Origin of the sequence: Rossellomorea marisflavi (assembly GCF_022170785.1) — a bacterium.
Lineage (GTDB): Bacteria > Bacillota > Bacilli > Bacillales > Bacillaceae_B > Rossellomorea > Rossellomorea marisflavi_B.
Genome location: NZ_CP081870.1, coordinates 721,194 through 742,382 on the forward strand (window position 1 = coordinate 721,194; position 21,189 = coordinate 742,382).

At 45.7% G+C, this 21,189-nt stretch carries 24 protein-coding genes; 23 read left to right on the top strand and 1 reads right to left on the bottom strand.

Annotated elements, in window-relative coordinates:
* Position 1 precedes the first annotated feature (1 nt).
* Positions 2-307, top strand: coding sequence for a hypothetical protein (locus K6T23_RS03745; RefSeq protein ID WP_238283606.1), 306 nt, complete (start codon positions 2-4; stop codon positions 305-307).
* Complete coding sequence (locus tag K6T23_RS03750; protein ID WP_238283607.1) at positions 308-640, top strand: hypothetical protein; 333 nt, start codon at positions 308-310, stop codon at positions 638-640.
* A 33-nt stretch (positions 641-673) separates the two neighbouring features.
* On the opposite strand, the gene K6T23_RS03755 is transcribed toward K6T23_RS03750, so the two are convergent.
* The gene (locus K6T23_RS03755) at positions 674-871 is read right to left on the bottom strand and encodes a hypothetical protein (protein WP_048016059.1); all 198 of its coding nucleotides are present in this window, start codon (positions 869-871) and stop codon (positions 674-676) included.
* A 136-nt stretch (positions 872-1,007) separates the two neighbouring features.
* On the opposite strand from K6T23_RS03755, the gene K6T23_RS03760 reads away from it, so the two are divergent.
* The 21 genes from K6T23_RS03760 to K6T23_RS03860 all read left to right on the top strand — a co-directional run bounded on the left by K6T23_RS03760 (position 1,008) and on the right by K6T23_RS03860 (position 21,090).
* Positions 1,008-1,868 carry a DNA-3-methyladenine glycosylase family protein gene (locus K6T23_RS03760; protein ID WP_238283608.1) on the top strand — a complete coding sequence of 287 codons (861 nt, stop codon included), beginning with the start codon at positions 1,008-1,010 and terminating at the stop codon, positions 1,866-1,868.
* 15 nt (positions 1,869-1,883) lie between these two features.
* Positions 1,884-3,269, top strand: coding sequence for a 23S rRNA (uracil(1939)-C(5))-methyltransferase RlmD (gene rlmD / locus K6T23_RS03765; RefSeq protein WP_238283609.1), 1,386 nt, complete (start codon positions 1,884-1,886; stop codon positions 3,267-3,269).
* A 149-nt stretch (positions 3,270-3,418) separates the two neighbouring features.
* Positions 3,419-3,958, top strand: a complete 540-nt coding sequence (locus K6T23_RS03770; RefSeq protein WP_238283610.1) for a sigma-70 family RNA polymerase sigma factor — start codon at positions 3,419-3,421, stop codon at positions 3,956-3,958.
* Positions 3,951-5,348: a DUF4179 domain-containing protein gene (locus K6T23_RS03775; RefSeq protein ID WP_238283611.1), complete on the top strand. Its 1,398-nt coding sequence runs from the start codon at positions 3,951-3,953 to the stop codon at positions 5,346-5,348. Before K6T23_RS03770 ends, K6T23_RS03775 begins: the two co-directional genes overlap by 8 nt.
* A gap of 363 nt (positions 5,349-5,711) precedes the next feature.
* Complete coding sequence (locus K6T23_RS03780; RefSeq protein WP_238283612.1) at positions 5,712-6,209, top strand: NUDIX hydrolase; 498 nt, start codon at positions 5,712-5,714, stop codon at positions 6,207-6,209.
* Positions 6,210-6,222: 13 nt separating this feature from the next.
* Positions 6,223-7,065 (top strand): gluzincin family metallopeptidase, encoded by an 843-nt coding sequence (locus tag K6T23_RS03785; RefSeq protein WP_238283613.1) that lies wholly within the window; start codon positions 6,223-6,225, stop codon positions 7,063-7,065.
* A 103-nt stretch (positions 7,066-7,168) separates the two neighbouring features.
* Positions 7,169-7,456 carry a hypothetical protein gene (locus K6T23_RS03790; RefSeq protein WP_197470330.1) on the top strand — a complete coding sequence of 96 codons (288 nt, stop codon included), beginning with the start codon at positions 7,169-7,171 and terminating at the stop codon, positions 7,454-7,456.
* Positions 7,434-7,787: a DUF2085 domain-containing protein gene (locus K6T23_RS03795; protein ID WP_231888705.1), complete on the top strand. Its 354-nt coding sequence runs from the start codon at positions 7,434-7,436 to the stop codon at positions 7,785-7,787. The genes K6T23_RS03790 and K6T23_RS03795 overlap by 23 nt, the downstream gene beginning before the upstream one ends.
* 28 nt (positions 7,788-7,815) lie before the next feature.
* On the top strand, positions 7,816-8,403 hold the full coding sequence (locus K6T23_RS03800) for a histidine phosphatase family protein (protein ID WP_063191037.1): 588 nt from the start codon (positions 7,816-7,818) through the stop codon (positions 8,401-8,403).
* A gap of 113 nt (positions 8,404-8,516) precedes the next feature.
* Positions 8,517-10,592 (top strand): class I SAM-dependent methyltransferase, encoded by a 2,076-nt coding sequence (locus K6T23_RS03805; protein ID WP_238283614.1) that lies wholly within the window; start codon positions 8,517-8,519, stop codon positions 10,590-10,592.
* 324 nt (positions 10,593-10,916) lie between these two features.
* A complete protein-coding gene (locus tag K6T23_RS03810) occupies positions 10,917-11,075 on the top strand; it encodes a hypothetical protein (RefSeq protein ID WP_156489301.1) in 159 nt (52 codons plus the stop codon).
* A gap of 95 nt (positions 11,076-11,170) precedes the next feature.
* The gene (locus K6T23_RS03815; protein ID WP_063191035.1) at positions 11,171-12,376 is read left to right on the top strand and encodes a diaminopimelate decarboxylase family protein; all 1,206 of its coding nucleotides are present in this window, start codon (positions 11,171-11,173) and stop codon (positions 12,374-12,376) included.
* Entirely contained in the window at positions 12,373-13,599 is a 1,227-nt protein-coding gene (locus tag K6T23_RS03820; RefSeq protein WP_063191034.1) for an arginase family protein, read from the top strand. The genes K6T23_RS03815 and K6T23_RS03820 overlap by 4 nt, the downstream gene beginning before the upstream one ends.
* Positions 13,562-14,749: a diaminopimelate decarboxylase family protein gene (locus tag K6T23_RS03825; protein WP_063191033.1), complete on the top strand. Its 1,188-nt coding sequence runs from the start codon at positions 13,562-13,564 to the stop codon at positions 14,747-14,749. The genes K6T23_RS03820 and K6T23_RS03825 overlap by 38 nt, the downstream gene beginning before the upstream one ends.
* An 85-nt stretch (positions 14,750-14,834) precedes the next feature.
* Positions 14,835-16,172, top strand: a complete 1,338-nt coding sequence (locus K6T23_RS03830) for a hypothetical protein (protein ID WP_063191032.1) — start codon at positions 14,835-14,837, stop codon at positions 16,170-16,172.
* A gap of 13 nt (positions 16,173-16,185) precedes the next feature.
* Positions 16,186-17,145, top strand: a complete 960-nt coding sequence (locus K6T23_RS03835) for an ABC transporter ATP-binding protein (RefSeq protein WP_063191031.1) — start codon at positions 16,186-16,188, stop codon at positions 17,143-17,145.
* Between the two features lie 37 nt (positions 17,146-17,182).
* Positions 17,183-17,905 (top strand): YhgE/Pip domain-containing protein, encoded by a 723-nt coding sequence (locus tag K6T23_RS03840; RefSeq protein WP_231888704.1) that lies wholly within the window; start codon positions 17,183-17,185, stop codon positions 17,903-17,905.
* 12 nt (positions 17,906-17,917) lie between these two features.
* Positions 17,918-18,793, top strand: a complete 876-nt coding sequence (locus K6T23_RS03845; protein ID WP_063191029.1) for a GNAT family N-acetyltransferase — start codon at positions 17,918-17,920, stop codon at positions 18,791-18,793.
* 406 nt (positions 18,794-19,199) lie between these two features.
* On the top strand, positions 19,200-20,093 hold the full coding sequence (locus tag K6T23_RS03850; RefSeq protein ID WP_148796954.1) for a hypothetical protein: 894 nt from the start codon (positions 19,200-19,202) through the stop codon (positions 20,091-20,093).
* Positions 20,094-20,184: 91 nt separating this feature from the next.
* Entirely contained in the window at positions 20,185-20,391 is a 207-nt protein-coding gene (locus K6T23_RS03855; RefSeq protein ID WP_187427175.1) for a hypothetical protein, read from the top strand.
* A 108-nt stretch (positions 20,392-20,499) separates the two neighbouring features.
* Positions 20,500-21,090 carry an HD domain-containing protein gene (locus K6T23_RS03860; protein WP_063191026.1) on the top strand — a complete coding sequence of 197 codons (591 nt, stop codon included), beginning with the start codon at positions 20,500-20,502 and terminating at the stop codon, positions 21,088-21,090.
* The last annotated feature ends 99 nt before the right edge of the window (positions 21,091-21,189 follow it).

Consider the following 21,189-nt stretch of genomic DNA (forward strand, 5'->3'; position numbering starts at 1 on the left):
AATGGAGAAAGATGTTCGGGTAGAACTTGAGGAAAAGGTACTCCAAGACGAAAACGAGGGGGCAATGATCCGCTTAAAGCCGTATCGCTTTTCCATCTGGAGCGCCCTGATTGGAATTATCCTCTTGATCATCAGCATAAACGGAGTTGAAATAGCGAATTTCCTGTTCACCTCACCATTACCGGGAGCGGGCTTCCTGTTGACCAATACATACATCCCATCGGTCCTTGGCTTAGCTTGTATCCTGCTTGCCATATCGACCTGCACCGTCCAGTATGCCCATCAGCTGAAAAAAGGAAATAACTAGATGAGTGGAAAGAAAGACGGCACCACTTATCCACCAGGGGAAAAGATCTTGTCAGAGAAGGTCAACGACGGTGCTTCACGGTTCATGAAAACAATCAAGCCGTATGCCCTGTCAATTTGGTCGGGGTTCGCCGTTGTCGCACTCATGACAGCCGGTATGTACAACGTTGAGATTGCGAGCTTCTTCATGCCGCAGGGCGAAACGTATTTCATGCCGGAAAGCCTTATCCGCACGCTGACCTATGCTCCGGTCGGGTTGGCCATCGTTGCGTGGATCATCGCAATCGTCAGCTTTTCCTTGAAATATGCCCATCAACTGAAAAAATCCTCCTAACAAAAGGATCGCCCCGTCCATGGAGCGATCCTTTTACTGTTCACATGACACCGAGCTAAGGGAGAAGATGGAGCCTTCATAGAGAAGAACGGTACCGCCTCCGTCTACGCATTCGGCTGCTTTTTTCTGATTTTGTTTGGAGTTTTCTTTGATCTGGTAGATTCGGAAAGATCCTGACAGGATGATGAGGGCGCTGATTCCGACAGCGAGGATCCAAGTTGATTTCTTCACGCTTTGACCTCCTTGCTAGATTCCTATGTTTGACAGTATAACATGAATTTGGGTGGGGTTTGAGAGGTATTTCACAGAGCAGGCGAGGGGATACTGGTGTGTGCTATAATACGCATATGTAGAAAGGGGGAGGCAAATGAGCGAAACAAGGATCGAGATACCGGGGCCGTATGACTTCGACCGTGTGCTCGAGCGGCTGTCCATCGACCCGCTCCATGCTGTGGATCGAGAGGCGAGACTTGTAAAGGTCCCGTATTATCCGACAGGGGAAGTCATCACTGTAAAAGGTGTCGGGACAAAGGATGAGCCGGCGTTCGTCCTATCATTCGAGCGAGACGACAAATCGGAAGAAAAACAGGTCCATATCGCCCGCATCTTCCAGTGGCACACGGGACTTCATGAGATCCAAGCCCACTTTCTCGCAACGGATCTGAAGCCGATCTTCGAGGAGCATGTCGGTACGCCGATCGTCCTTGATTTCAATCCATTTGCCACCATCGTGAAGAGCATCATCCATCAGCAGCTCAACCTGAAGTTCGCCTTCACCCTGACCCACCGTTTCGTCACCCGCTACGGGACCGAGAAGGACGGCGTCTGGTTCTATCCGTCACCGGAGAAAATCGCGACCCTCACCGTGGACGAACTGCGGGAGCTGCAATTTTCCCAGCGGAAGGCGGAGTATGTGATCGGCGTCGGAGAGAAGGTGGCAAGCGGAGAGCTCAACCTCGAAGAACTTGCCCGTGAGTCCGATGAAGTCATCATCAAGGAGCTTACGAAGATCCGCGGCATCGGACCGTGGACGGCCCAGAGCTTCCTCCTCTTCGGACTCGGGCGGCCGAATCTGTTCCCCATGGCGGATATCGGCATCCAGAACGCCATCAAGAAGCTGTTCGGGATGGAACAGAAGCCGACGCGCGAGGAAATGGAGCGCTTGAGCGCCGCATGGGACCCTTACCTGAGCTATGCCTCCCTGTATCTGTGGAGAAGTATTGAGTAGAACGGACGTGAATAGATGAATAAACAACAGTCAAACCAAGTACGCATCGAGTTGAAACAGCAGTTTCCTCTGACCATAAAACGAATCGGGATCAACGGGGAAGGAGTCGGCTTCTTTAAACGGAAGATCGTCTTCGTACCAGGAGCCCTGCCAGGCGAAGAAGTCGTCGTGGAAGTCACCAAGGTCCATCCGAAATTCACCGAAGCCCGCGTGAAAAAGATCCGCAAAGCGTCACCCCAGCGCACGAAAGCACCGTGCCCAGTATACGAACAGTGCGGTGGATGCCAGCTTCAGCATCTTGAATATCAAGGACAGTTGGACGCTAAACGCGATATCCTGATCCAGTCCCTCGAGCGCCACACGAAGCTCAATCTCGATGAGCTCGATATCCGCCCGACAATCGGGATGGATAATCCGTGGCACTACCGCAACAAAAGCCAGTTCCAGGTCGGGACCCAAGACGGTAAAGCCATCGCCGGCCTCTACAGCATGAACTCCAACAAGCTCATCGACATCGACGAGTGCATCGTCCAGCATCCGCTGACGAACAAGGTCACAACGGAAATCATCCGCATCATCAATGATTTCAAGATCCCGGTCTATGACGAAAAGCAGAAGCGCCAGATCATCAAGACGATCGTCACACGCGTAGGATTCGAAACGGGACAGGTCCAGGTCGTACTTGTCACAACAGAAAAGAAGGTCCCGCAAAAGGATCTCCTCGTCCAAGAAATCAGCAAGCGCCTGCCGGAAGTCGTCTCCATCGTCCAAAATATCAATCCGAAGAAGACGTCCCTGATCTTCGGTGATCAGACGATTAACCTTCAAGGTAAGGATAGCATCAAAGAACGCCTGGACGAGTTCACGTATGAACTCTCAGCCCGCGCCTTCTTCCAGCTCAACCCGATCCAGACGAGCAAGCTTTACGGCGAAGCCAAGAAAGCCGCCGCCCTCACCGGCAACGAAAAAGTCGTCGACGCGTACTGCGGCGTCGGCACCATCGGCCTCTGGCTCGCAGACGGCGCCAAAGAAATCCGTGGAATGGACGTCATCAAAGAAGGAATCGACGACGCCAAAAAGAACGCCAAAGCATCCGGCGTCAACCACGCCGACTACTACGTCGGCAGCGCTGAAGACCTCATGCCCAAATGGAAACAAGAAGGCTGGCGCCCCGACGTCGTCGTCGTCGACCCCCCAAGGGTCGGCTGCGACCGCAAATTCCTCGATACCATCAAGGAAGTCAAACCGAAGCGTTTTGTGTATGTGTCGTGTAATCCGTCCACGCTTGCGAAGGACATCGACTATTTGAAGCGTGACTATCGCGTTGAGTATTTGCAGCCGGTTGATATGTTTCCGCAGACGGCACATGTTGAGGTAGTAGCAAAACTAACATTAAAATAACTTTTTTTAATAACAAGAACCCAAAACGGTTCTTGTTATTTTTTTACTCCAAATCACCCGTAAATGATATCGTATAAATAAAAACTTCCACAACCTGAAACCTTCCTCCCCCAACCAACCCACTAATAAGTATAAAGGGGGCAAACCAGATGGATGCAAAAGACCAGCGGCTGGTCAAGAAGGCGATCAAGGGCAATAAGGCGGCCTTTGAGAGGCTGCTTCAGCAGCATTATGAACGGATTTACCGGACGGCGTTTTTGTATGTGAATAATGAAGAGGATGCGCTGGATGCAGTGCAGGAGGCGTCATTCAAGGCGTTTACATCGATCCATTCCTTGAAGCAGCCGGAGTATTTCCTCACCTGGTTCACGAGGATCGTCATTCGGTGTGCGGGTGATCTGTATCGTCGGAAGAATAAAGTGGTTCCGTTGAGTGATGAGATTCTATCCAATCTGCCGGGTCACGCAGACCCAGATCTGGAAGAGTCCGAGCAGCTTCTTGATGCGATCGGTCATTTACGAGAGGGTTATCGAACAGCTATCATTCTTTTCTATTATCATGATTACCCGATCAAGCTGATCAGCGAGATGATGGACATTCCGGAGAATACGGTGAAGACGAATCTGAGCAGGGGCCGAGCAGAACTGAAGAAGCTCTATCAGGATGAGGAGGACAAGTGCCATGGATAACAAGAAGGTGAAAGCAGCGGTGGAGCAGATTCCGGTGCCGAAGGAGAAAGTGTTCAACGCCATTTCAGAAGGGTTGAACCAAGCCCGGCCAAAGAAGAAGCGAAAGGTAGCCACCGGGTTGACGGCTGCAGTTGCTCTTGTGGGGATTACACTCGGAACGGGTTTTGTGAATCCGACGATGAACAGCGTGTTGGCCAGTGCGCCGCTCATCGGGGGGATCTTCCAGCAGTTCAATGATAAAACCGGAATGGAACTTGCTCATCAGCAGGCGGTGACGGAGCTTGATCAGTCCATGACGAAGAACGGGGTAACGGTGAAACTGACCAGCGCCTATTTTGACGGTGTAGCGGTGTCGATTACGGGATTTGTGGATGATGGCGTGGAGAAGGGGCAGAATGAGCCCGGGGAAGTGAGCTTTGATGTCAACTACGGTGACGGGCAGGGGGATCGTGATTCGTGGTTGAGCGATCGTTCCAGTACCGTCAAGAAAGTGAAGGGCGGGTATGACTTCCAGTGGAAGATGAACTATCCGTACGAAACCATCGACGAGAATGAGATTCTTCCCGTCACGATCCATTCCATCAATGGCGTCAAAGGAGAGTGGACGTTCGACGTGCCTCTTCAGCAGGAGGAGATCATGCGGACGGCACTTGACCAGAGTCATGAGTACAAACAGGATGGCGTCACCTTCCATCTGAAAGAAATCCTGACGGGCAAGGCGAGTTCGTTCCTTGTATATGAAACGGTTCAGAAATATAAAGACGATGATATACGGATTAAAAAGGCAAGGGATGAAGACGGCAAGGTATACGGTTTCGGCAATCCGACCGTACTGAGCGAGTCCCAGGAAGAAGACGGGTACCACCGGACGCTTCGCGTGGAGATGACGAAACCGGCTTCGGCCATCGATTCCCTTACGTTCTATCCTCAGGTGGATGTAGCCGATCCGAAGGTGGAGCAGCTGCTGGATCAAGACGGCTTCACACTCAAGAGTGAACGGCTTGGACTGAAGGTGCAGGTGAACGAAATAACAGAGCGCGGTGATCAGGTGGTCTTGGATTATCAGCTGCTCGGTCTTCCTGCAGACTTGAGCTCGGACCGACTTGAACTGCTGGAAAACAATCTTCAATATGAGCTGATGTTGGTGGATCAGGATTATCTTGATAAGATTGATCCTGACAATCCTGTCCCGCCTAAACATCACGGTATCCGCAAAAACACAGTGAAAACGATCGAAGGGAAGACCGCTCACTTCCAATCCACATTTGAGTTGGATGGAGAAGAGCCGTTCAAGAATTTTACACTGGAGAATACGGTACTTCAGTTTGATTTCTCCAATTTTGTTTCGGCTAAAGAGTTGAAGCCTTTTGAAATCAATTTAAACAACTAAATTCCAGGGGTGTGCCATTCAAATCGGCACACCCTTTTTCTGTTTATTTGATTTATAGATTTGATTGAAATTTCTGATCCTAATGGTAAAATGGATTAAAATCCCAATGGAGTAATTCAAATGTGGTGGATAAAAAACATCTTCAGCTATTCTTGGAGAGTCAAACTTATCCATCATCGTCTCCTGGGGTCTGCTTGAATGGGCTTTTTTGGCTTTCTGGGAGAACAGAAGTGTGAGTGTTCTACTCCTAGTCTGTTTGATTGGAAGTTTCATCTGTTTCCTGATTGGCAGGAAGTACGTGCGGGAAGAATTGATGACCCTCACCCTCCCGGACAACATAATAGTAAGGATGTGCAGTAGATAATGAGTGAAACAACGGAACTTCCTATACGCCGCAGCGGGATTGCGGCTGTTTTAGTAAAGAAAGTGGATGGAGAGGATCGCGTGCTCCTTCTGAAGCGGGCATCCCGGACCTTGAATGGAGCGTGGTGCTACATCGGCGGCGGAATCGAGCCGGGTGAAAAGGCATGGCAGGCGGCCAAGCGCGAAATCTGGGAAGAGACGGGGATCGACATCCGGACGTTGTATACAGGGAACACATTCGATCAGTTCTACTCCCCTGCAACGAATGACATTTACATGGCGCCGGTGTTCGTCGGGTTTGTGGAGGACGATCAGGACGTGATGCTGAACAGGGAGCATAGTGAGTATGAGTGGCTCCGTTTCCACGATGCTATGGAGCGGGCGACGCTGCCCGGGAATGATGTGGTGCTCGCGTTTGTAGAGAAGCACTTTGTGAAGAAGGCACCTGTGGAGTGGTTGAGAATGGAGTTGGCCGGGCAGGTGATGGGAAATTACTAGCAAGAAGACAGTGATGATCACAGCTAGTGTTCTTATCGTTCTCATCGCTGGACTGATGATCTATTGGTTCTATTTTAAAGAAGATCGGTTCACCTTCCGGGTCGGACAGGTGGAGTTTGCCGTAGAGAACCATTCGACTGCCAGCCGGAGTTCCATCAAAGACGAGGTGACCCATGCCTATGAAGCGATCATGGGGGAAGTGAAGGGGGACTACAATCCTGCCTCGCCGATTTCCTTAGAATTTCACAATAAAAAAGATATCTCATTCTCTACACGGGACGAGGTGGTACTGTTCAAGGATCAGGGCCATTTCCTGACGGTCCATGAGCTCTCCCATGCGCTTCTGTGGGGTAAGGAAGAGCAGGATGACCGGGGTTACTGGGCACTTGAGGGGCTTGCCATCCATCTTCAAACGGAATACGGTGACCCCGTGTATCCGAATTATGACGTTTCCCCCCACGCGATTATGAATGTGGTGAAAGAAGAAGGGATGATGATTCCCCTGACGAAACTTTGCGGAACGTCCATGAGCCGGATGCTGTTTCAACCCTCCTTGGAAAGTGGGGGAGCATCTCGGTCCCTGCAGTGGATCTCCTATATCGAGTCGGCTTCCTTTGTTTCATATCTCATCGATGAGTTCGGAATGGAAGAGTTCGAGAAGGTCTTTAATGAAAAAGACTCGCTACAGCAGATGAAAGAGGTCTATGGGAAGGACGCGGCAGAGCTTGAGGAAGAGTGGCTTGCTTATATTGATCAGGAATCCTATAAGCTGAGCGAGCGGGAACAGAAGAAGGTACCTGGATTGGAGAAGCGAAGATCGTATTTTGGAGAGATTGATGAGCGTTACATACATTGAGTAGGGGGATGGGTGCTATAAAAATGGTAAGATCACTCATGGAAAATAGTAAATCTCATATCATAGAAAACTTCAGGGAAAGGACCTTGATGAGGGTGATAGCATGTATTTTGTATTGATTTCGTCCTTTCTATTATTCTCTCTTTTAACCGGATATACAGGCTACCAAGGGGAATGGGTGTACTGTGCGATATTCGGGGTATTCTCCATCATCATCCTGGGGGCGACGGTCCGGCGTTATCACTCAAACTCTAAGAGAACATCCAAAAAGGATTCTACTTATTGGGACTGCGTGGATTGTGCGTATCTTGGTGACTGTGTGCCGGTACCAAGGGGAGTAGGGAAGCATGTGGGTGGAGGCGATTGCTGTGGATTTGACTGCACACCTTAAATCCACGCTCTACGGGTTCTTCCGCACGGTGCCCTGTCATCGGAGGGAAGAGCGATGTTTTCATATCGGAGGGGAAGCCATGCCGATCTGTTCCAGATGCCTGTTCATCCTGATCGGCATGCTGTTTCTCCCCCTTTTCCTGATTTACCCCCTGCCCATCTACATCGGGTTTGTCCTGCAGGTGCCCATGGTGCTGGATGGGTGGACTCAGCTCAAACGGTGGAGAACCAGTACCAATGCCCTTAGGAGTGCAACGGGTTTGATGAGTGGGTTGGGGCTCTCCATGGGGATAGCAGGACTTTTTTGGTCCATCATTGCGTGGTTGCCGTAATACAACTAAAGAGAATCCGAGGTGCACGATGAATACCATCATCTATTTGATCAGACATGGCGATTCCCCGAAGACGGGAGAAGTCGAACGCCTCAGGGGGCTGAGCGAAAAAGGACAGGCAGACGCCGAACGGGTGACGGAGCTCCTGAAGGACGAGGGGATCGATGTATTCGTCTCCAGTCCGTATAAGCGGGCCGTCCTGACGATCAAGGAGCTGGCTACCCTGTCTGGAAAGGACGTACTGCTCTATGAGGAATTGAAAGAAAGGATGTTTTCTTCCGGGGTGAACCGGATGGCTGATGCGGAGCTGTATCCCCTTCTTGAGAAGTCGTTCAAGAATCCTCATTACTCCCTGCCTGGTGCAGAATCGAATGCCGGTTGTCAGGTGCGGGCCGTTGAAATTATCAGAGAGCTATTGCTCCTTCATCAGGGCGGCAAAATCGCCGTCGGTACCCACGGGGCAGTGATGACGCTCATGATGCAGCACTTCGACGAGAGGGTTGGACTGGACTTCCTGCTGGGGACATCGAAGCCTGATATTTACAAACTGACCTTTGACGGGGAAGAGCTGATTGAGGTAGAGAGGTTGTGGGATCCCGTCCCACGTACAAGCTGAGGTGGAGGACGCCTCGGTTTTTTTGTTTTTTCAGAGAGCCGGCGGCATTTCATCTGGATGAATTATGATACAATTTTCCATATGAAGAACGGTAGCGAAAGGGAGGATCCATCATGAAATCATTGGAGCTTATCGACAAAGCGAGGTCGGGGGACCGGACTGTCCTGAGGGAGCATAGGTGGCTGCAGTACCTTTACCTGACGAGAGAGCAGCACATCAATCTGGAGCAGATCACCTCCCTTGAGAGGATGCCGGTGAACCCAGTCCTTCCTTATGTGGAACGTACCTTGCTCGTGCTGAATGAAATGGATCTGCCGGAGAAGGAGAAGGGAATCATCGAGGAAGTGCTGGTGTGGTCGGAAGTGGCCAAGGGCGGTACGAAGCATCAGCGGAACGTCTGGGGGAAGAAGGGCTTCCAGCTCGATATCCACAATATAGGATCAGCACAGATTTATGCGGCGGAGCAGATGAGTCTTCCTCTTCACCTGCGGGATCTGGAGCGGGAGGAGCTCCTCTACACCCTGATCCTGACCCATGGGCTGATCGGTCAATTTATCCGAGGAGAGGTGCGCTACAAGCAGCTGCACCCCCTCATTCAGTGGATGGATGAGCACAATGGAATCGGTGTGGATATGGAAGTGGTCCTGAAGAAACTCAATCAGTGCATCATCCAGGGAGTGTCGAATGAGATTTGGGAAGTGGTGAAGGACGAAGCAGATCAGATTGTTTCTTTCCTGATCGACGGAGAACGTTCAGTGGAAATGACGCTGAAAGCAAGGATTGAGCGACTTCGCCGGTCTTCGATTGAAAATGGCGAGAATGTCGACCGTGAGTATGACCGATATATGGCGGATGCCAGGTTGAACGGGTATGTGGAAAGCTTCTTCAAGAAGACCGATCTGTGGTACGTCGAATCCGCCCTGAAGGAATTTACATTGGAAGAGTTCCTGAAGATCTTCCTCTTGATCTATCAAAAGGTGAATCCCCTCTCCGTACAGCATGTGAGCTTCGAGGCGTTCATGAAAGACATCTACTATGATTACAAAGGCCGGAAAACCATCAATCTGTATAAAAAGAGGATCATAGAATCGTATCTCAAAGAATTCTCCCTTGAAGATCTCCTTCATGGGGAGAAGCCGGTCAATGAGCATGTGGAGCTAGAGGCTGAGCCCATGGACCTCTTGGGTCAGATCATCGGGGTCCGATTCCGATATTCGGCAGCAGGGGAGAAGCTGATCGAATTCTGTCAGGAAGCAGAAAAGTCCCCTCACTATGAGCGGGCGACGATCCTCCTGTATGATTTCTTCGGCTTCAGGAAGGATGCCTTCGATCGCCTGCAGAACGAACACACCTATCTGTCCGACATGAATAGCGGGCAGGATCATAAGCGCATTATTTCAGACTTTGCCACGGGAACGCTGATGCTCGACATCGGCGCGGGTGGTGGTGTCATGCTTGATGTGTTGTCGGATGATCACCCGGAAGCCAATGTGGTCGGAATCGACGTCTCCACCAACGTCATCGAAGAACTGACGAGGAGGAAAAACCGAGAGAACAAGCGATGGACCGTGCAACAGGCCGATGCCCTCGAGCTGAGGGCCCATTACGAGCCGGGGTCCGTCGACACCATCGTCTTCTCCTCGATCCTCCATGAAATGTTCTCGTATATCCCGTACGAGGGGAAGAAGTTCAATCATGACGTGATCATCCAGGCGCTGAGAAGTTCGTTCGAAGTGCTCGGCGAAGGCGGCCGGATCATCATCAGGGACGGGATCATGACGGAGCCGAAGGATGCTTACCGCACAATCGAATTCAAGGACGAAAACGGGCACGCATTCTTCAAGCGGTACGCCCATGATTTCAAGGGGAGGAAGCTGGATTACGAATTCCTCCAAGACGGAAGGATCAAGCTCCCGGTCAATGATGCCATGGAATTCCTCTACACGTATACGTGGGGCGAAGAAGCCTATCCCCATGAAGTGCAGGAGCAATTCGGCTACTACACGCCATCCGAGTTCAAGGGGGCCATCAAGGAAGCCTTGGGAGATGAGGCGAAAATCGTTGCGTTCAAGCATTATCTCCAGGACGGGTATGAGGAGTTCCTCGCTCCCAAGGTGACGGTGCGGGATGAGGCGGGGGTCGAGGAGCTGCCGGATAGTACGTGCTTCATAGTAGTTGAAAAGCATTAAGCATCAAACATCAACTCAAGCTAAAACCTTCCCTTAGGGGGACGTGGAGCTGTTGTCCTTAACTGGATAACAGCTTTTTTATTGAATTTTAATATTATATCCTTTGATGCATTACTTTATTTCTCACTAGATAAAAAGTCTCTTGTTTCGGTAAAAATGGTCTATTTGAATTTTGAGTATATATTACTAATTTTTACATAAATAGGATTTTGTCCATTTTTTAGATTGATTTAGGATGATTATGTCTGATAAAGTTGTCAAAAGAGTAAGAAAATTAAATTTACTTGATAGACCCTGTTGAAAAATAGAAGAGGAGAGATTGTGATGAGTATGAAAGAATTAGAACAAAAATTGAGTGCGCTAAAAATAAATGAGAATATCGATATTGAAAATGGTACAACCCCATCGTTTGAGAAAAAAGGTGGAAACGGCATTAATCTTGATTTAACACTTCTTGGTGGTTCTAGACCACGTTTGAGTTAACGTCTACCCTAATACTATTGCCTTGAAAAAAAAATAAAAAATACTTATTCAACAGGGTCTATGAGGTAAATTTTATGTAACGGGGAGGCCATATTATGGTGATAAACGGTAGAAATGCGATTGAGCCTTTATATTCTCAGCCGCCTAAAAGCCTTTTTACATTATCAAGATCCATTGGCACACCAGCTATCATATATGATCAGGTTGGTATGAAGGATGTAGTCAATCGCATGCAGGAAGACTTCAGTCTATTATCTAACGCTAAATTAAATCTAGCGGTTAAGGCTATCCACACCCCAGAGTTGCTTCGCCTTTATGCAGAGTGGGGGTTGGGGTGTGATGTGGCTAGTATAGGGGAATATGAATTAGCAAAAAAGGCAGGATTTTCAGAAATTACAACTACAAATCCAGCATACAGTGAGAAAGATATGGGCTTTTTTCATGACGAAGACGTAGTGCTAGATCTTGATTCTCAATCACAAGTGAAGAGTTATGGAAGCTTGTATCCCGGAACAGAGATTGGATTGCGTATCAGGATCCCTCTCCCTCCAGAACTCGAATCGAACGCCACTTTTGGAAATGACAGTAGATTTGGAATTGACATTTTACAGCCGGGACTAAATGAAATACTCGAGAAATACAATCTTTCAGTTACACGTTTACATGTACATACAGGTCAGATGACTCCGGAGTCCCTACTATTTAAAGCAGATTACTTACTTGCAATTGCGGAAGTTTTTGAGGATGTCCATACAATCGACTTCGGTGGAGGGCTTTTCCATTTTTATATAAGTAGAGAAAAGGCAAGGAAGTCACTGACGATGGTAAATGGAAAAATAAAAGAGTGGGTGAGAAAAAACAAGCGTACCCTAATGACAAGATTCGAACCAGGGGGAGCTCTTCTTGCTGGATGCGGTTACCTAGTATCAACTATTGTAGCGAACGAATTTCATTCCCATTTCAACTCAAGAATCGTGACAGTTGATGCATCTGCATGGAACTTGGCTCCTTGGCATAAGCCCGAAGTCATGATTCTAGGAGATAACAATGATAAAAGAATTCAGGAGAATAAAGCTCTTATTGCTGGTAATACGCTCTATGAAGGTGATTTTTTTGGGAAGCAAGGGAATGGCCAGTTGACGTATTTTGATCTAGATGACCCACACATCGGTGAAAAGATATTGTTCACAGCTTCCGGAGCATATACGATGACTAATTCTCGACGCTTCAATCGCCTACCATTACCAAAGGAATACCTCTTAAATGATGATGATTTAAAACAGGTGGGGGTACTGCAATGAAAGAGCTATATAAAATAAAGGACTCGTTAGTACTATTCGATGAACAGTCTTCCTTAACTCTTTGGGATCCAAAGGAGGGATGGGAGTTAAAGCTGGAAGCCCATATGATTGATTTCCTAAAGGCGTTTGCCATTCCTGCCACGAAGGAAGCGGCCTATCGGTCTATAGCTACGTCCTATAATGTTAACGAGCAGTTTTTTGAGGATATCGTAGCGTCTTTCCTCTCCCAAAAATTAATTGAACCTGTTTCTGGAGCAGGGAAAACAAATAAACCAAATCTGCAAATCGGGATGTTTAGGACCCCCATTATATCACTTAAAGAATGTTTAATGGGTGAAGGAACAAACATCGCTTTTTTAGGTATGCCATATGATTTGAATGTTACTTATCGACCAGGAGCTCGATTTGCACCAAGTTATCTTAGGAAGGTAAGTGGTTCCGTTTTTCAATATGATTCCGATACGTTAAAAGGGGCATATGACCCTGTCAAAGGAAAACAGATTCTGCAAAACATTAGGATGACAGATATTGGGGATATCTCTTCTGTTGTATTTTCCAGAAATGGAACTCAATTTGATTCACTAGAAGAAACAATCTATCGCTTGACTAAAAAAAACATACTCCCGACAACAATTGGGGGTGACCATTCCATTACGTTACCTTGTGTGAAGGGGGCAGCACGAACTTATCATAAAATTGGAATTATCCAGCTTGATGCCCATTCAGATTTTGGATTAAACCAAGTGGAAGATTGGAGAGAAACGACTCACCATGGAAACTTTATGGATCTTTTAATTGAAGACGAAAGAGTTGTAGATATTGTGCAAATCGGTATTCGACAACTTGTGGAGGGATACCTCCCTCATGCGAAAGTGAAGCAGTATCCTGGCAAGTCCATTCTCCTATTGCTTTCCGAAATGGAAGATCGTTTAAATAGTGAAATTCCTTATTATCTGACCATTGATGTTGATGCAATGGACCCGACTGTTTTGTCAGCTACGGGTACGCCTCTTCCTGGAGGGTTTACATATGAAGAGATGAATGAAGTTCTCAAAACAATCACAAAATCAGCCCGTATCATTGGATTAGATATGGTAGAACTCCTTCCGGGGGATTCTGAAGTTGATGGTGTGTTAGCGTCAGGTTTACTGATCAACCTACTTTCGAATGTTATGGAGAGATTAGATGAGCATTGCACCTCGTATTCCAAGTCTCTTACTTAATGAAGACATAAATCTTCCTACACCTTCCATTATCTATGACGTCGCAGCTATAAAGCACGTCATACAATCCCTACTTAACGATATTCGGGTCATACCTGAAGCAACTCTCCTGTATTCGGTCAAAGCCAATCGGAACCCGACAATCCTCCGATTACTGGCAGACATGGGACTTGGTGTTGATGTAGCATCTATTGAGGAGTTGCAAGCGGTGAAGAAAGCAGGATTTGAGATTATCCATGCAACATCTCCCTCTTTCTCAGCCGATGAGATTAAGATGTTAAGGGAAGCGGGGATATTTCCAGATTTTAATAGCCTCTCACAACTAGAACTAGCCAGGATAGAATTGGGCTCTTTAGAGGAGGTTGGTTTAAGGGTTAAGTTTCCCCTTCTCCTTTCAGAAGAGGAAGGAGAAACGACGTTTGGGGAGGGTAGTCGATTTGGAATAAATCTGTTCGAACCTTCTATAAAATCCTATTTGATCAAACATCAAATAGAAGTTAAGCAGATTCATATTCACCTCGGTGAGATGAGGAATGTCCATGTCATGGAGCAGGTTATGAAATCAATCGCTAAACTGGTTAAAATCTATCCTTCGATAGAAAGTATTAACTTAGGCGGGGGCTTGACTTATTTATATTCTGACCAGGATGAAGCTAAGAACGTATGGAAAATGGTTGCGACTTATATGGAGGATATACAGTGTACTCTAGGACGTTCAATAAAATTGATGGTTGAGCCCGGGATGTTGTTGATGGCAATGTGTGGGTATCTGCTTTCGAGTGTAAGGTCATCAGATTGGGGCAATGACAGCAGGAACGTTACGCTTGATGCTTCGGCATGGAATCTAATGTACTGGTCATATCCGGTTTTGGTTAAGGCTTATACCCAAAATGTTGAAGAAGAGATTCATACATTGTATGGAAATACTTGCTATGAAAAAGATATCTTTATACAGTCCAGTATAAATCCTCGTCTGGAAACAGGTGATCGGGTCCTATTAGCACCAGCAGGTGCATATGTCACTAGCATGGCAAGAAATATGCATGGTTTTCCAGTCCCAATGGAATTTATTCTAGTGGATGACGAAATCTATAAGACAGGAGACGATTATGCAAACCACTCTAAAATCCAGACGCTCCCTTACCAATGAAATAGAGCAATTATTGAAAGTGTATGAATCTTTTAGTATACAGGAACATCCTCATCCAAACCGCTTGAGCAGGTGGTTGGACGATATGCATTTAATGAGAGCGGAAGGGCGATGGAGTCTGAAAGCTGAAAGGGAGATAGAGGAACGCTCAATGGAATTAAGAAGAATTTGGATAGAGTATGCACAGTCGTACAGCAATTTTCACTTGAAGTCCCCACCATTAAATACGATGAAAATTTTACCCTCTAATAATAAAATTGACTTTAGCTATGAAAGGAATATTCAGGCCAATCTTCTTGAAGAAAGAAGCGGCCAATACCGGTCTCAACATGACCTGTGGAATAGTGATCATGTAATGTTCTCCAGTGGTATGGCGAGTATTTCAACTTTCATGCAGAGTTACTTGGGGATGTTTAAGCCTTCTATCGATAAGCCCTTAACTATTCTCTCTTGGAGTGATTATTTTGAAACGCGGGTCATGATGGATTTATACAGTAGGGATTCAGTTCACTATTATCCTTGTAAAAGTCAGGAAGAACTAGAGTCCTATATAACTATAGGGGACATCTTCTTCATAGAGCCAGTTCGATATAACTGGGATCTTGAGGTATTGAATTTGGAAACGTTTCTATCTCAACTAAAAGCTCTTCATCCAGATAAGATTAGCGTTCTTGTAATGGACACGACGTTGATTGGTGATACCCTTGATATGAGTGGAATACTAGAATTTTGCAGTCAAGTCCCTAATCTCATTATTGTTCAAATTCACTCCTGTCTAAAACTGGATCAACAAGGGTTTGAATACTCCAATGCAGGATTACTAAGTATTTACACGACAAAACGGGGGAACCTTCCCGAAGCTAAGGAGTTTGGTCAATATATTAGAAAAGTAAGGACGATTCTTGGAACAGGCTTAGGGTTAGAAGAAATAGCCCTCCTTGATCAACCTTATTTTCTAAACAAGCATCATTTAAATTCCTATTGTAGTGGGGTGTTTAAGCATAATAGGGAGCTTGCTCATTCCATCGAATCGAATGGGATATTTAAAAAGGTGGCACATCCTTCTATAAATTCCACTTTTCCGTGGGCGGTATCTCCTTTTGTCGTATTTCATTTGAAAGAAGATACTCTTGAAAATCATGGATTTCTATTAGGAGTAGTTCTTCATGAAGCTGAGTCAAAAGGTCTTACATTCTCGATAGGATCCAGTTTCGGATTCAGATCACACCGGTTTGAAGTAATTATTCCAAATGTGAGTGAAGGTAAAGGGCTTTTCAAAGTGGCCATGGGATTCAGGGATGGTCCATCGAAGGACGCAATCACCAAATTATTCAAAAAATTATCCTTATATAAGAGTTTTCACAGCCTGAGAAAGGATTACCCTACGATCAAGCCAGTGAACCTAGTAGACATTAAGGAGTAATGGAGGCTTCGTCATGATTGAAGTCAAGGATCTTTCAAAGTCGTATCTTTCAAAAAAGAATCGAGTAGATGTTCTGAAGAATGTATCATTTTGTATTAATCAAGGAGAAGTAGTTGGCCTTTTGGGTTCAAATGGAGCAGGCAAAACAACATTAATTAAAAGCTTATGCGGTTTGATAGAGCCGGATGCTGGTCAGGTCACCATCCGCAACTTAGCGGTTAATCATCAAGATAAAAGAGCCTTGAAATATATCAGTTCCGTCCTCGAAGGGAATCGGAATCTTTATTGGAGGTTGACGGTAAAGGAGAACATCGAGTACTTTTTGGGTAACCGAGGAATCTCAAGGAAGTCCATTTCAATTGAAATGAATAACTTCCTAAAAAAGTTCTCATTATTAGAAAAAAAGAATGAGTTAGTAAAAAACCTCTCAAGAGGTATGCAACAAAAGGTGGCTATTATCATAGCATTAATGAGTCAAACTGAGGTTCTGCTATTGGATGAACCGACTCTTGGATTGGATGTCGAGGCGAATAATGAGATTCGCAACTTTTTGAAAGAAATCGTAAAGACAGAGAAAAAAACAATCCTGATAAGTTCTCATGACATGAATCTAATTGAGCGCTTATGTGATCGTGTAATCATCATCAACAAAGGTGAAGTAGTGACGGATGATTCTGTTGAAAATCTATTAAGATTATTTCAAGCTATATCATATCAGTTCATTGTTGATCGTCCCTTGAAAGAGGAACAGAATGAGAAATTACGCCAACGGTATCCGACAATGAGAAGTGGCTTTATAGAAGGAAATCATACCTTGGAGTTCACGATTTTGGAAAAGAAGGATTTCTATCAGATTGTAGAAATGCTAAAAGGTTTCCATGTGTTTATTGAATCAATTGATAAGCACCAGATCAACTTTGAACAAGTCTTTCTCACGTTGGTCAAGGGAGAACGGCAATATGCAACTATATAATATATTCATCTCTAATCTCAGAAGAGAAGGCATACAAATGTTTCGGTATCTGCCGAATACAATCAGTGAGCTTGTTATATTCTATATCATATTTTTAGGTTTTTTTCTCGGAATAACATTGGTAGGAGACCAACAGACCATTGATTACAATATTCAAATGGTCATTCTAAACTATGTGTTTTGGTTTTTAATTTTGTCCATTACTCAGGGGATCGGATGGGAGATTTCAAATGAAGCTGGGCAGGGTACGTTAGAACAACTCTATATGACCCCCTACAAACTCTGGTATGTTTTGCTCTCCAGAATGATTAGTACCCTTCTAATCAATATTGTCACCATAACTCTTCTATTGTTTGCAGCCATGTTTACGTCTCAACAGTGGCTGAATATGGACTTACTATCAATCCTACCCATCCTTGGAATCACGCTATTCGGAGTCTTTGGGTTGGGCTATGCTATTGCAGGGATAACGATGATTTTAAAACAGGTTGATTACATTCTACAGCTTTTTCAATTCGTTATCATGGGGCTTACCTTTGTCCCTATAACTGTTGTTCCGATATTGAAATTTGGTCCGTTCATGTTAGGTCTACAATTGATCAGGGAGATTGCAATCCGGGGTATTGCAATCACTGACATTCCTATTGGTGATCTTATCTTCCTCATTATTAATTCATTTTTATATTTTATCATTGGTTTATTATGTTTTAAAAAATGTGAGCAAATAGCCAAAAGGAAAGGTCTGTTTGGCCATTATTAGGAGGACGGGAACATGTCACGACTTGATACGCTGAATTTGGAACAGATATCCAGGTTTATAGCGAGTTTGAACGCAATGAGTAAACACCACATCGGCTATTGTGGTGAAAAATCTGATGAAATCTTGGACACATTGCAACATGATTTCTCTGACCTGAATTTAGAGGATTGTTTGGCGGTTAGCTACGACGATGAAGACGAAGGTATCCTTGGTGTCCTGGGAGCTGACGTCGACTTAGATAATCATTCTGCAGAGCTATGGGGTCCTTTTGTGAATAGTGAAAATCCGGAACCATTAACGGCATTGCTTTGGGAGGAGATATCTTCAAATTTAGGAAAAATGGTTCAGACCTATCATGGATTTTACAACGATCTAAATCTAATTGGGCAAGGCTTCATTGAGTCTCTCGGAGGTAAGGTTACGGGAAGCCATTTAATTCTTAAAGCCAAGAAATATGATTATACCGACGAACATGATGTGGTAGTCGAGGAACTAAGTCCAAAGTGGCATCAAGCATTTGATAAGCTACATAATGAATCATTCCCGGATACATATTATACAAGTGAAGAAATTATTTATAAGGTTAACGATAATAATAAAGTGTTTGTCATTCCATCAGGGGATACCCTTTTAGGATACATTTATGTAGAAGGTAATCCAGATTATGAAGAAGGAAACATTGAATTTATTGCTGTTTCAACTGATAATCGTAAAAGAGGCATCGGGACTAGGTTGGTTAAGCATGCCCTGGGTTTCATGTTTGAGGACTTAGGGATAGAGGAAATATCTATTTGTGTGAATGAGCAAAACTCCCAAGCTATTAACTTATATAAGAGGGCAGGTTTTAAGAGAGAACATCGGCTGCATCATTATGTGCTGAATGTGTGAAGAATCATGATAGTGATTTTTTTACCATGTTGGGTAAGGGAAATAGCAAAAATTAAGAAGAGACTTCTATTATGAACCGTATCCCGAATAACGGACACTTATTAAAAAAGTGCCCTGTTATTCGGGTTCTTTCTATTTCTAGAAAGTTAAACCTCTTTATAATGAAACAAAAACAATGAACGCAGTAATCAAATGCGTAATCGTATATTCAATGAAACGGAAACGAAGCAGCTTGAACATAATCTAAATGGCTACGTGTCAGCTATCAACCTCCATTAAAACTAATTGCCGTAGAGGAATATCAAAAAGGGAAGTTTCCTAAAAAAGGATTATTTGAAAAAGTTGTCGAATAGTGATGGGTGGAATATTCCTTCCAAAAATGAGAGCGTAAAGGGTGTAAATAACAATGAAAAAATACAGTTGGATAATATTCGCCATCCTTGCTGCCATGGTGGTGGCAGGTTGCGGAAAGGAAGAAAAGGTTCAGACTGAGGATGATAAGCAGGAAATGAAGCAGGATGAAGTGCAGGAGGAGAAAGAGTCGGAACCTGTTGAGAGGGAGGATGATGAGGCCACATCGGAAGAGAGTGCGACGGCTGAACAGGAGGAAAAAAGTGAAGACGAGGAAGCCACTTCTGATGGAGTAGAAGAAGCGACCCTCGACATCTCCGGTTCCTGGGTGGCAAAGGGGAAGGACGATGGAGTGAAGAGTAAGTGGTTCTTTAACAATGGCGAGCTCGCGGTGAACGAAAAGTACGACTATGTGTATAAGGTTGAGAAGTATAAGGATCGCCATGGCTATACGGTGGTGAAGATTATACGTGATGATAACAATATGACTGCTTTGCTGTTGAAAGGTGAGGGAGATTCCTTGGAAGCCCTGACGTTAGAGGACGATTCGTTCGATCAGTACTTTACAGATGGCACAGTGCCTGATGGCCAGGTGATCGAATTCCAGAGGGACGGCGCTGCCTGGGATAGTATGGACGAAGCCGTGGACCTGTGGGAATTGGTTCATAAGAACAAAGCAAACGAGATTTCCAAAAATATTTTCTGGGAGAATTATGTGCGTGATCTATGGGAAGTGGTGGAGGAAGGCACCTCAGGTGATACCATGCTTCTGCATTTCAGCAATATCAGCGGAGCGGGGGGGAGTTTCACCAAGTTTGTGAGCCACGGTGATCGTGTTGAAATCACGGAATATAACGGCAATGCGTCCTACCCTCAAAATCCTTCTGTCCGCTATACGGTCGAGCGGGCTGACGGAAAAGTGGTTGAGATGGAAAATCTGACGCAGTGATTCTTAAGGTGCAAAAGGAATCTGCCCGGTGACCAAGAGGACGATGATCAGGAACCAGTAAAAGATAAAGAAAAGGGAAAGTAATAAACCGATGACGGAGAGAACCTTTTTCTCCGTTTTTTTTGAGGAGTCCAACAATCGAGATGATACTCCCGATGACCATCAGGCCGAGGGTGATGGAATCCCCGATGGCAGAACCGGTATTGGCTATTCGTTTCGGGGTAACGAACACAAGGAAGAAGGATATTACACCGATGATGAGGGAGAGCCAGCTGATGAAGCCATACGTTTTTGGTGAAGGGGCTTGTGTTTCCATTGTGGTCACTTCCTTTATAAGAGAGTGTGATAGGTTTATTATAACATATTTTGGTAAAAAGAATCGTTTTATAGAAACGGGGGAACCTAGATGGATCAACTGAAAGGCATCATGAACCTCATCCACCTATCCCAAAAGCTGAAAATGGAAATGCGACACAGCTGGCTGTCGGATGGGCGTCAGGAGAGTGTGGCGGAGCATACGTGGAGGGTATCCCTCATGGCCATTCTCGTAGAGCCGTTTTTGGACAAATCAGTGGAGATGGAAAAACTGTTGAAGATGATCATCATCCATGACCTAGTGGAGGCGGAAGCAGGCGATGTCCCGGCTTTTGATACGATGGGGAATGCGGAGATGAAGGCATTGAAGCAGCAGCGTGAGGAACGGGCAATCGAGAACATCCGGGACATGATTCCGCGAGAAGTAGGACTTGAGCTATACACGCTGTGGCATGAGTTCGAGGCAAAAGGGACGTACGAGGCAAAGGTGGCGAATGCTCTAGACAAGCTCGAGGTGCAGATCCAGCATAATGAGGCCGATCTTTCTACGTGGCTGGATGTCGAGGTGGACATGACCTACGCCATGGGAAGACATGTGGAGTTTGACAGCTTCCTGACGGAGTTGAAAGACCTCGTTGAAAAGGAAGGGCATGAGAAGATTCAAGGGCGTGTAAGGCAGTAATCTCCAAAGGTTGTGCATGTCAGCCTGATTGGAGTTGTCTTCCTTGGTTACATATGTAACCTATCGTTTTTCAGAAAAGAATAACCTAAAGACCATCGG

Excerpts from the sequence above, each read along its gene's own strand:
- K6T23_RS03745 (WP_238283606.1), top strand. The coding sequence starts at position 2 with ATGGAGAAAGATGTTCGGGTAGAACTTGAGGAAAAGGTACTCCAAGAC.
- K6T23_RS03750 (WP_238283607.1), top strand. The coding sequence starts at position 308 with ATGAGTGGAAAGAAAGACGGCACCACTTATCCACCAGGGGAAAAGATC.
- K6T23_RS03760 (WP_238283608.1), top strand. The coding sequence starts at position 1,008 with ATGAGCGAAACAAGGATCGAGATACCGGGGCCGTATGACTTCGACCGT.
- rlmD (WP_238283609.1), top strand. The coding sequence starts at position 1,884 with ATGAATAAACAACAGTCAAACCAAGTACGCATCGAGTTGAAACAGCAG.
- K6T23_RS03770 (WP_238283610.1), top strand. The coding sequence starts at position 3,419 with ATGGATGCAAAAGACCAGCGGCTGGTCAAGAAGGCGATCAAGGGCAAT.
- K6T23_RS03775 (WP_238283611.1), top strand. The coding sequence starts at position 3,951 with ATGGATAACAAGAAGGTGAAAGCAGCGGTGGAGCAGATTCCGGTGCCG.
- K6T23_RS03780 (WP_238283612.1), top strand. The coding sequence starts at position 5,712 with ATGAGTGAAACAACGGAACTTCCTATACGCCGCAGCGGGATTGCGGCT.
- K6T23_RS03785 (WP_238283613.1), top strand. The coding sequence starts at position 6,223 with ATGATCACAGCTAGTGTTCTTATCGTTCTCATCGCTGGACTGATGATC.
- K6T23_RS03790 (WP_197470330.1), top strand. The coding sequence starts at position 7,169 with ATGTATTTTGTATTGATTTCGTCCTTTCTATTATTCTCTCTTTTAACC.
- K6T23_RS03800 (WP_063191037.1), top strand. The coding sequence starts at position 7,816 with ATGAATACCATCATCTATTTGATCAGACATGGCGATTCCCCGAAGACG.
- K6T23_RS03805 (WP_238283614.1), top strand. The coding sequence starts at position 8,517 with ATGAAATCATTGGAGCTTATCGACAAAGCGAGGTCGGGGGACCGGACT.
- K6T23_RS03810 (WP_156489301.1), top strand. The coding sequence starts at position 10,917 with ATGAGTATGAAAGAATTAGAACAAAAATTGAGTGCGCTAAAAATAAAT.
- K6T23_RS03815 (WP_063191035.1), top strand. The coding sequence starts at position 11,171 with ATGGTGATAAACGGTAGAAATGCGATTGAGCCTTTATATTCTCAGCCG.
- K6T23_RS03820 (WP_063191034.1), top strand. The coding sequence starts at position 12,373 with ATGAAAGAGCTATATAAAATAAAGGACTCGTTAGTACTATTCGATGAA.
- K6T23_RS03825 (WP_063191033.1), top strand. The coding sequence starts at position 13,562 with ATGAGCATTGCACCTCGTATTCCAAGTCTCTTACTTAATGAAGACATA.
- K6T23_RS03830 (WP_063191032.1), top strand. The coding sequence starts at position 14,835 with ATGCATTTAATGAGAGCGGAAGGGCGATGGAGTCTGAAAGCTGAAAGG.
- K6T23_RS03835 (WP_063191031.1), top strand. The coding sequence starts at position 16,186 with ATGATTGAAGTCAAGGATCTTTCAAAGTCGTATCTTTCAAAAAAGAAT.
- K6T23_RS03840 (WP_231888704.1), top strand. The coding sequence starts at position 17,183 with ATGTTTCGGTATCTGCCGAATACAATCAGTGAGCTTGTTATATTCTAT.
- K6T23_RS03845 (WP_063191029.1), top strand. The coding sequence starts at position 17,918 with ATGTCACGACTTGATACGCTGAATTTGGAACAGATATCCAGGTTTATA.
- K6T23_RS03850 (WP_148796954.1), top strand. The coding sequence starts at position 19,200 with ATGAAAAAATACAGTTGGATAATATTCGCCATCCTTGCTGCCATGGTG.
- K6T23_RS03855 (WP_187427175.1), top strand. The coding sequence starts at position 20,185 with ATGACGGAGAGAACCTTTTTCTCCGTTTTTTTTGAGGAGTCCAACAAT.
- K6T23_RS03860 (WP_063191026.1), top strand. The coding sequence starts at position 20,500 with ATGGATCAACTGAAAGGCATCATGAACCTCATCCACCTATCCCAAAAG.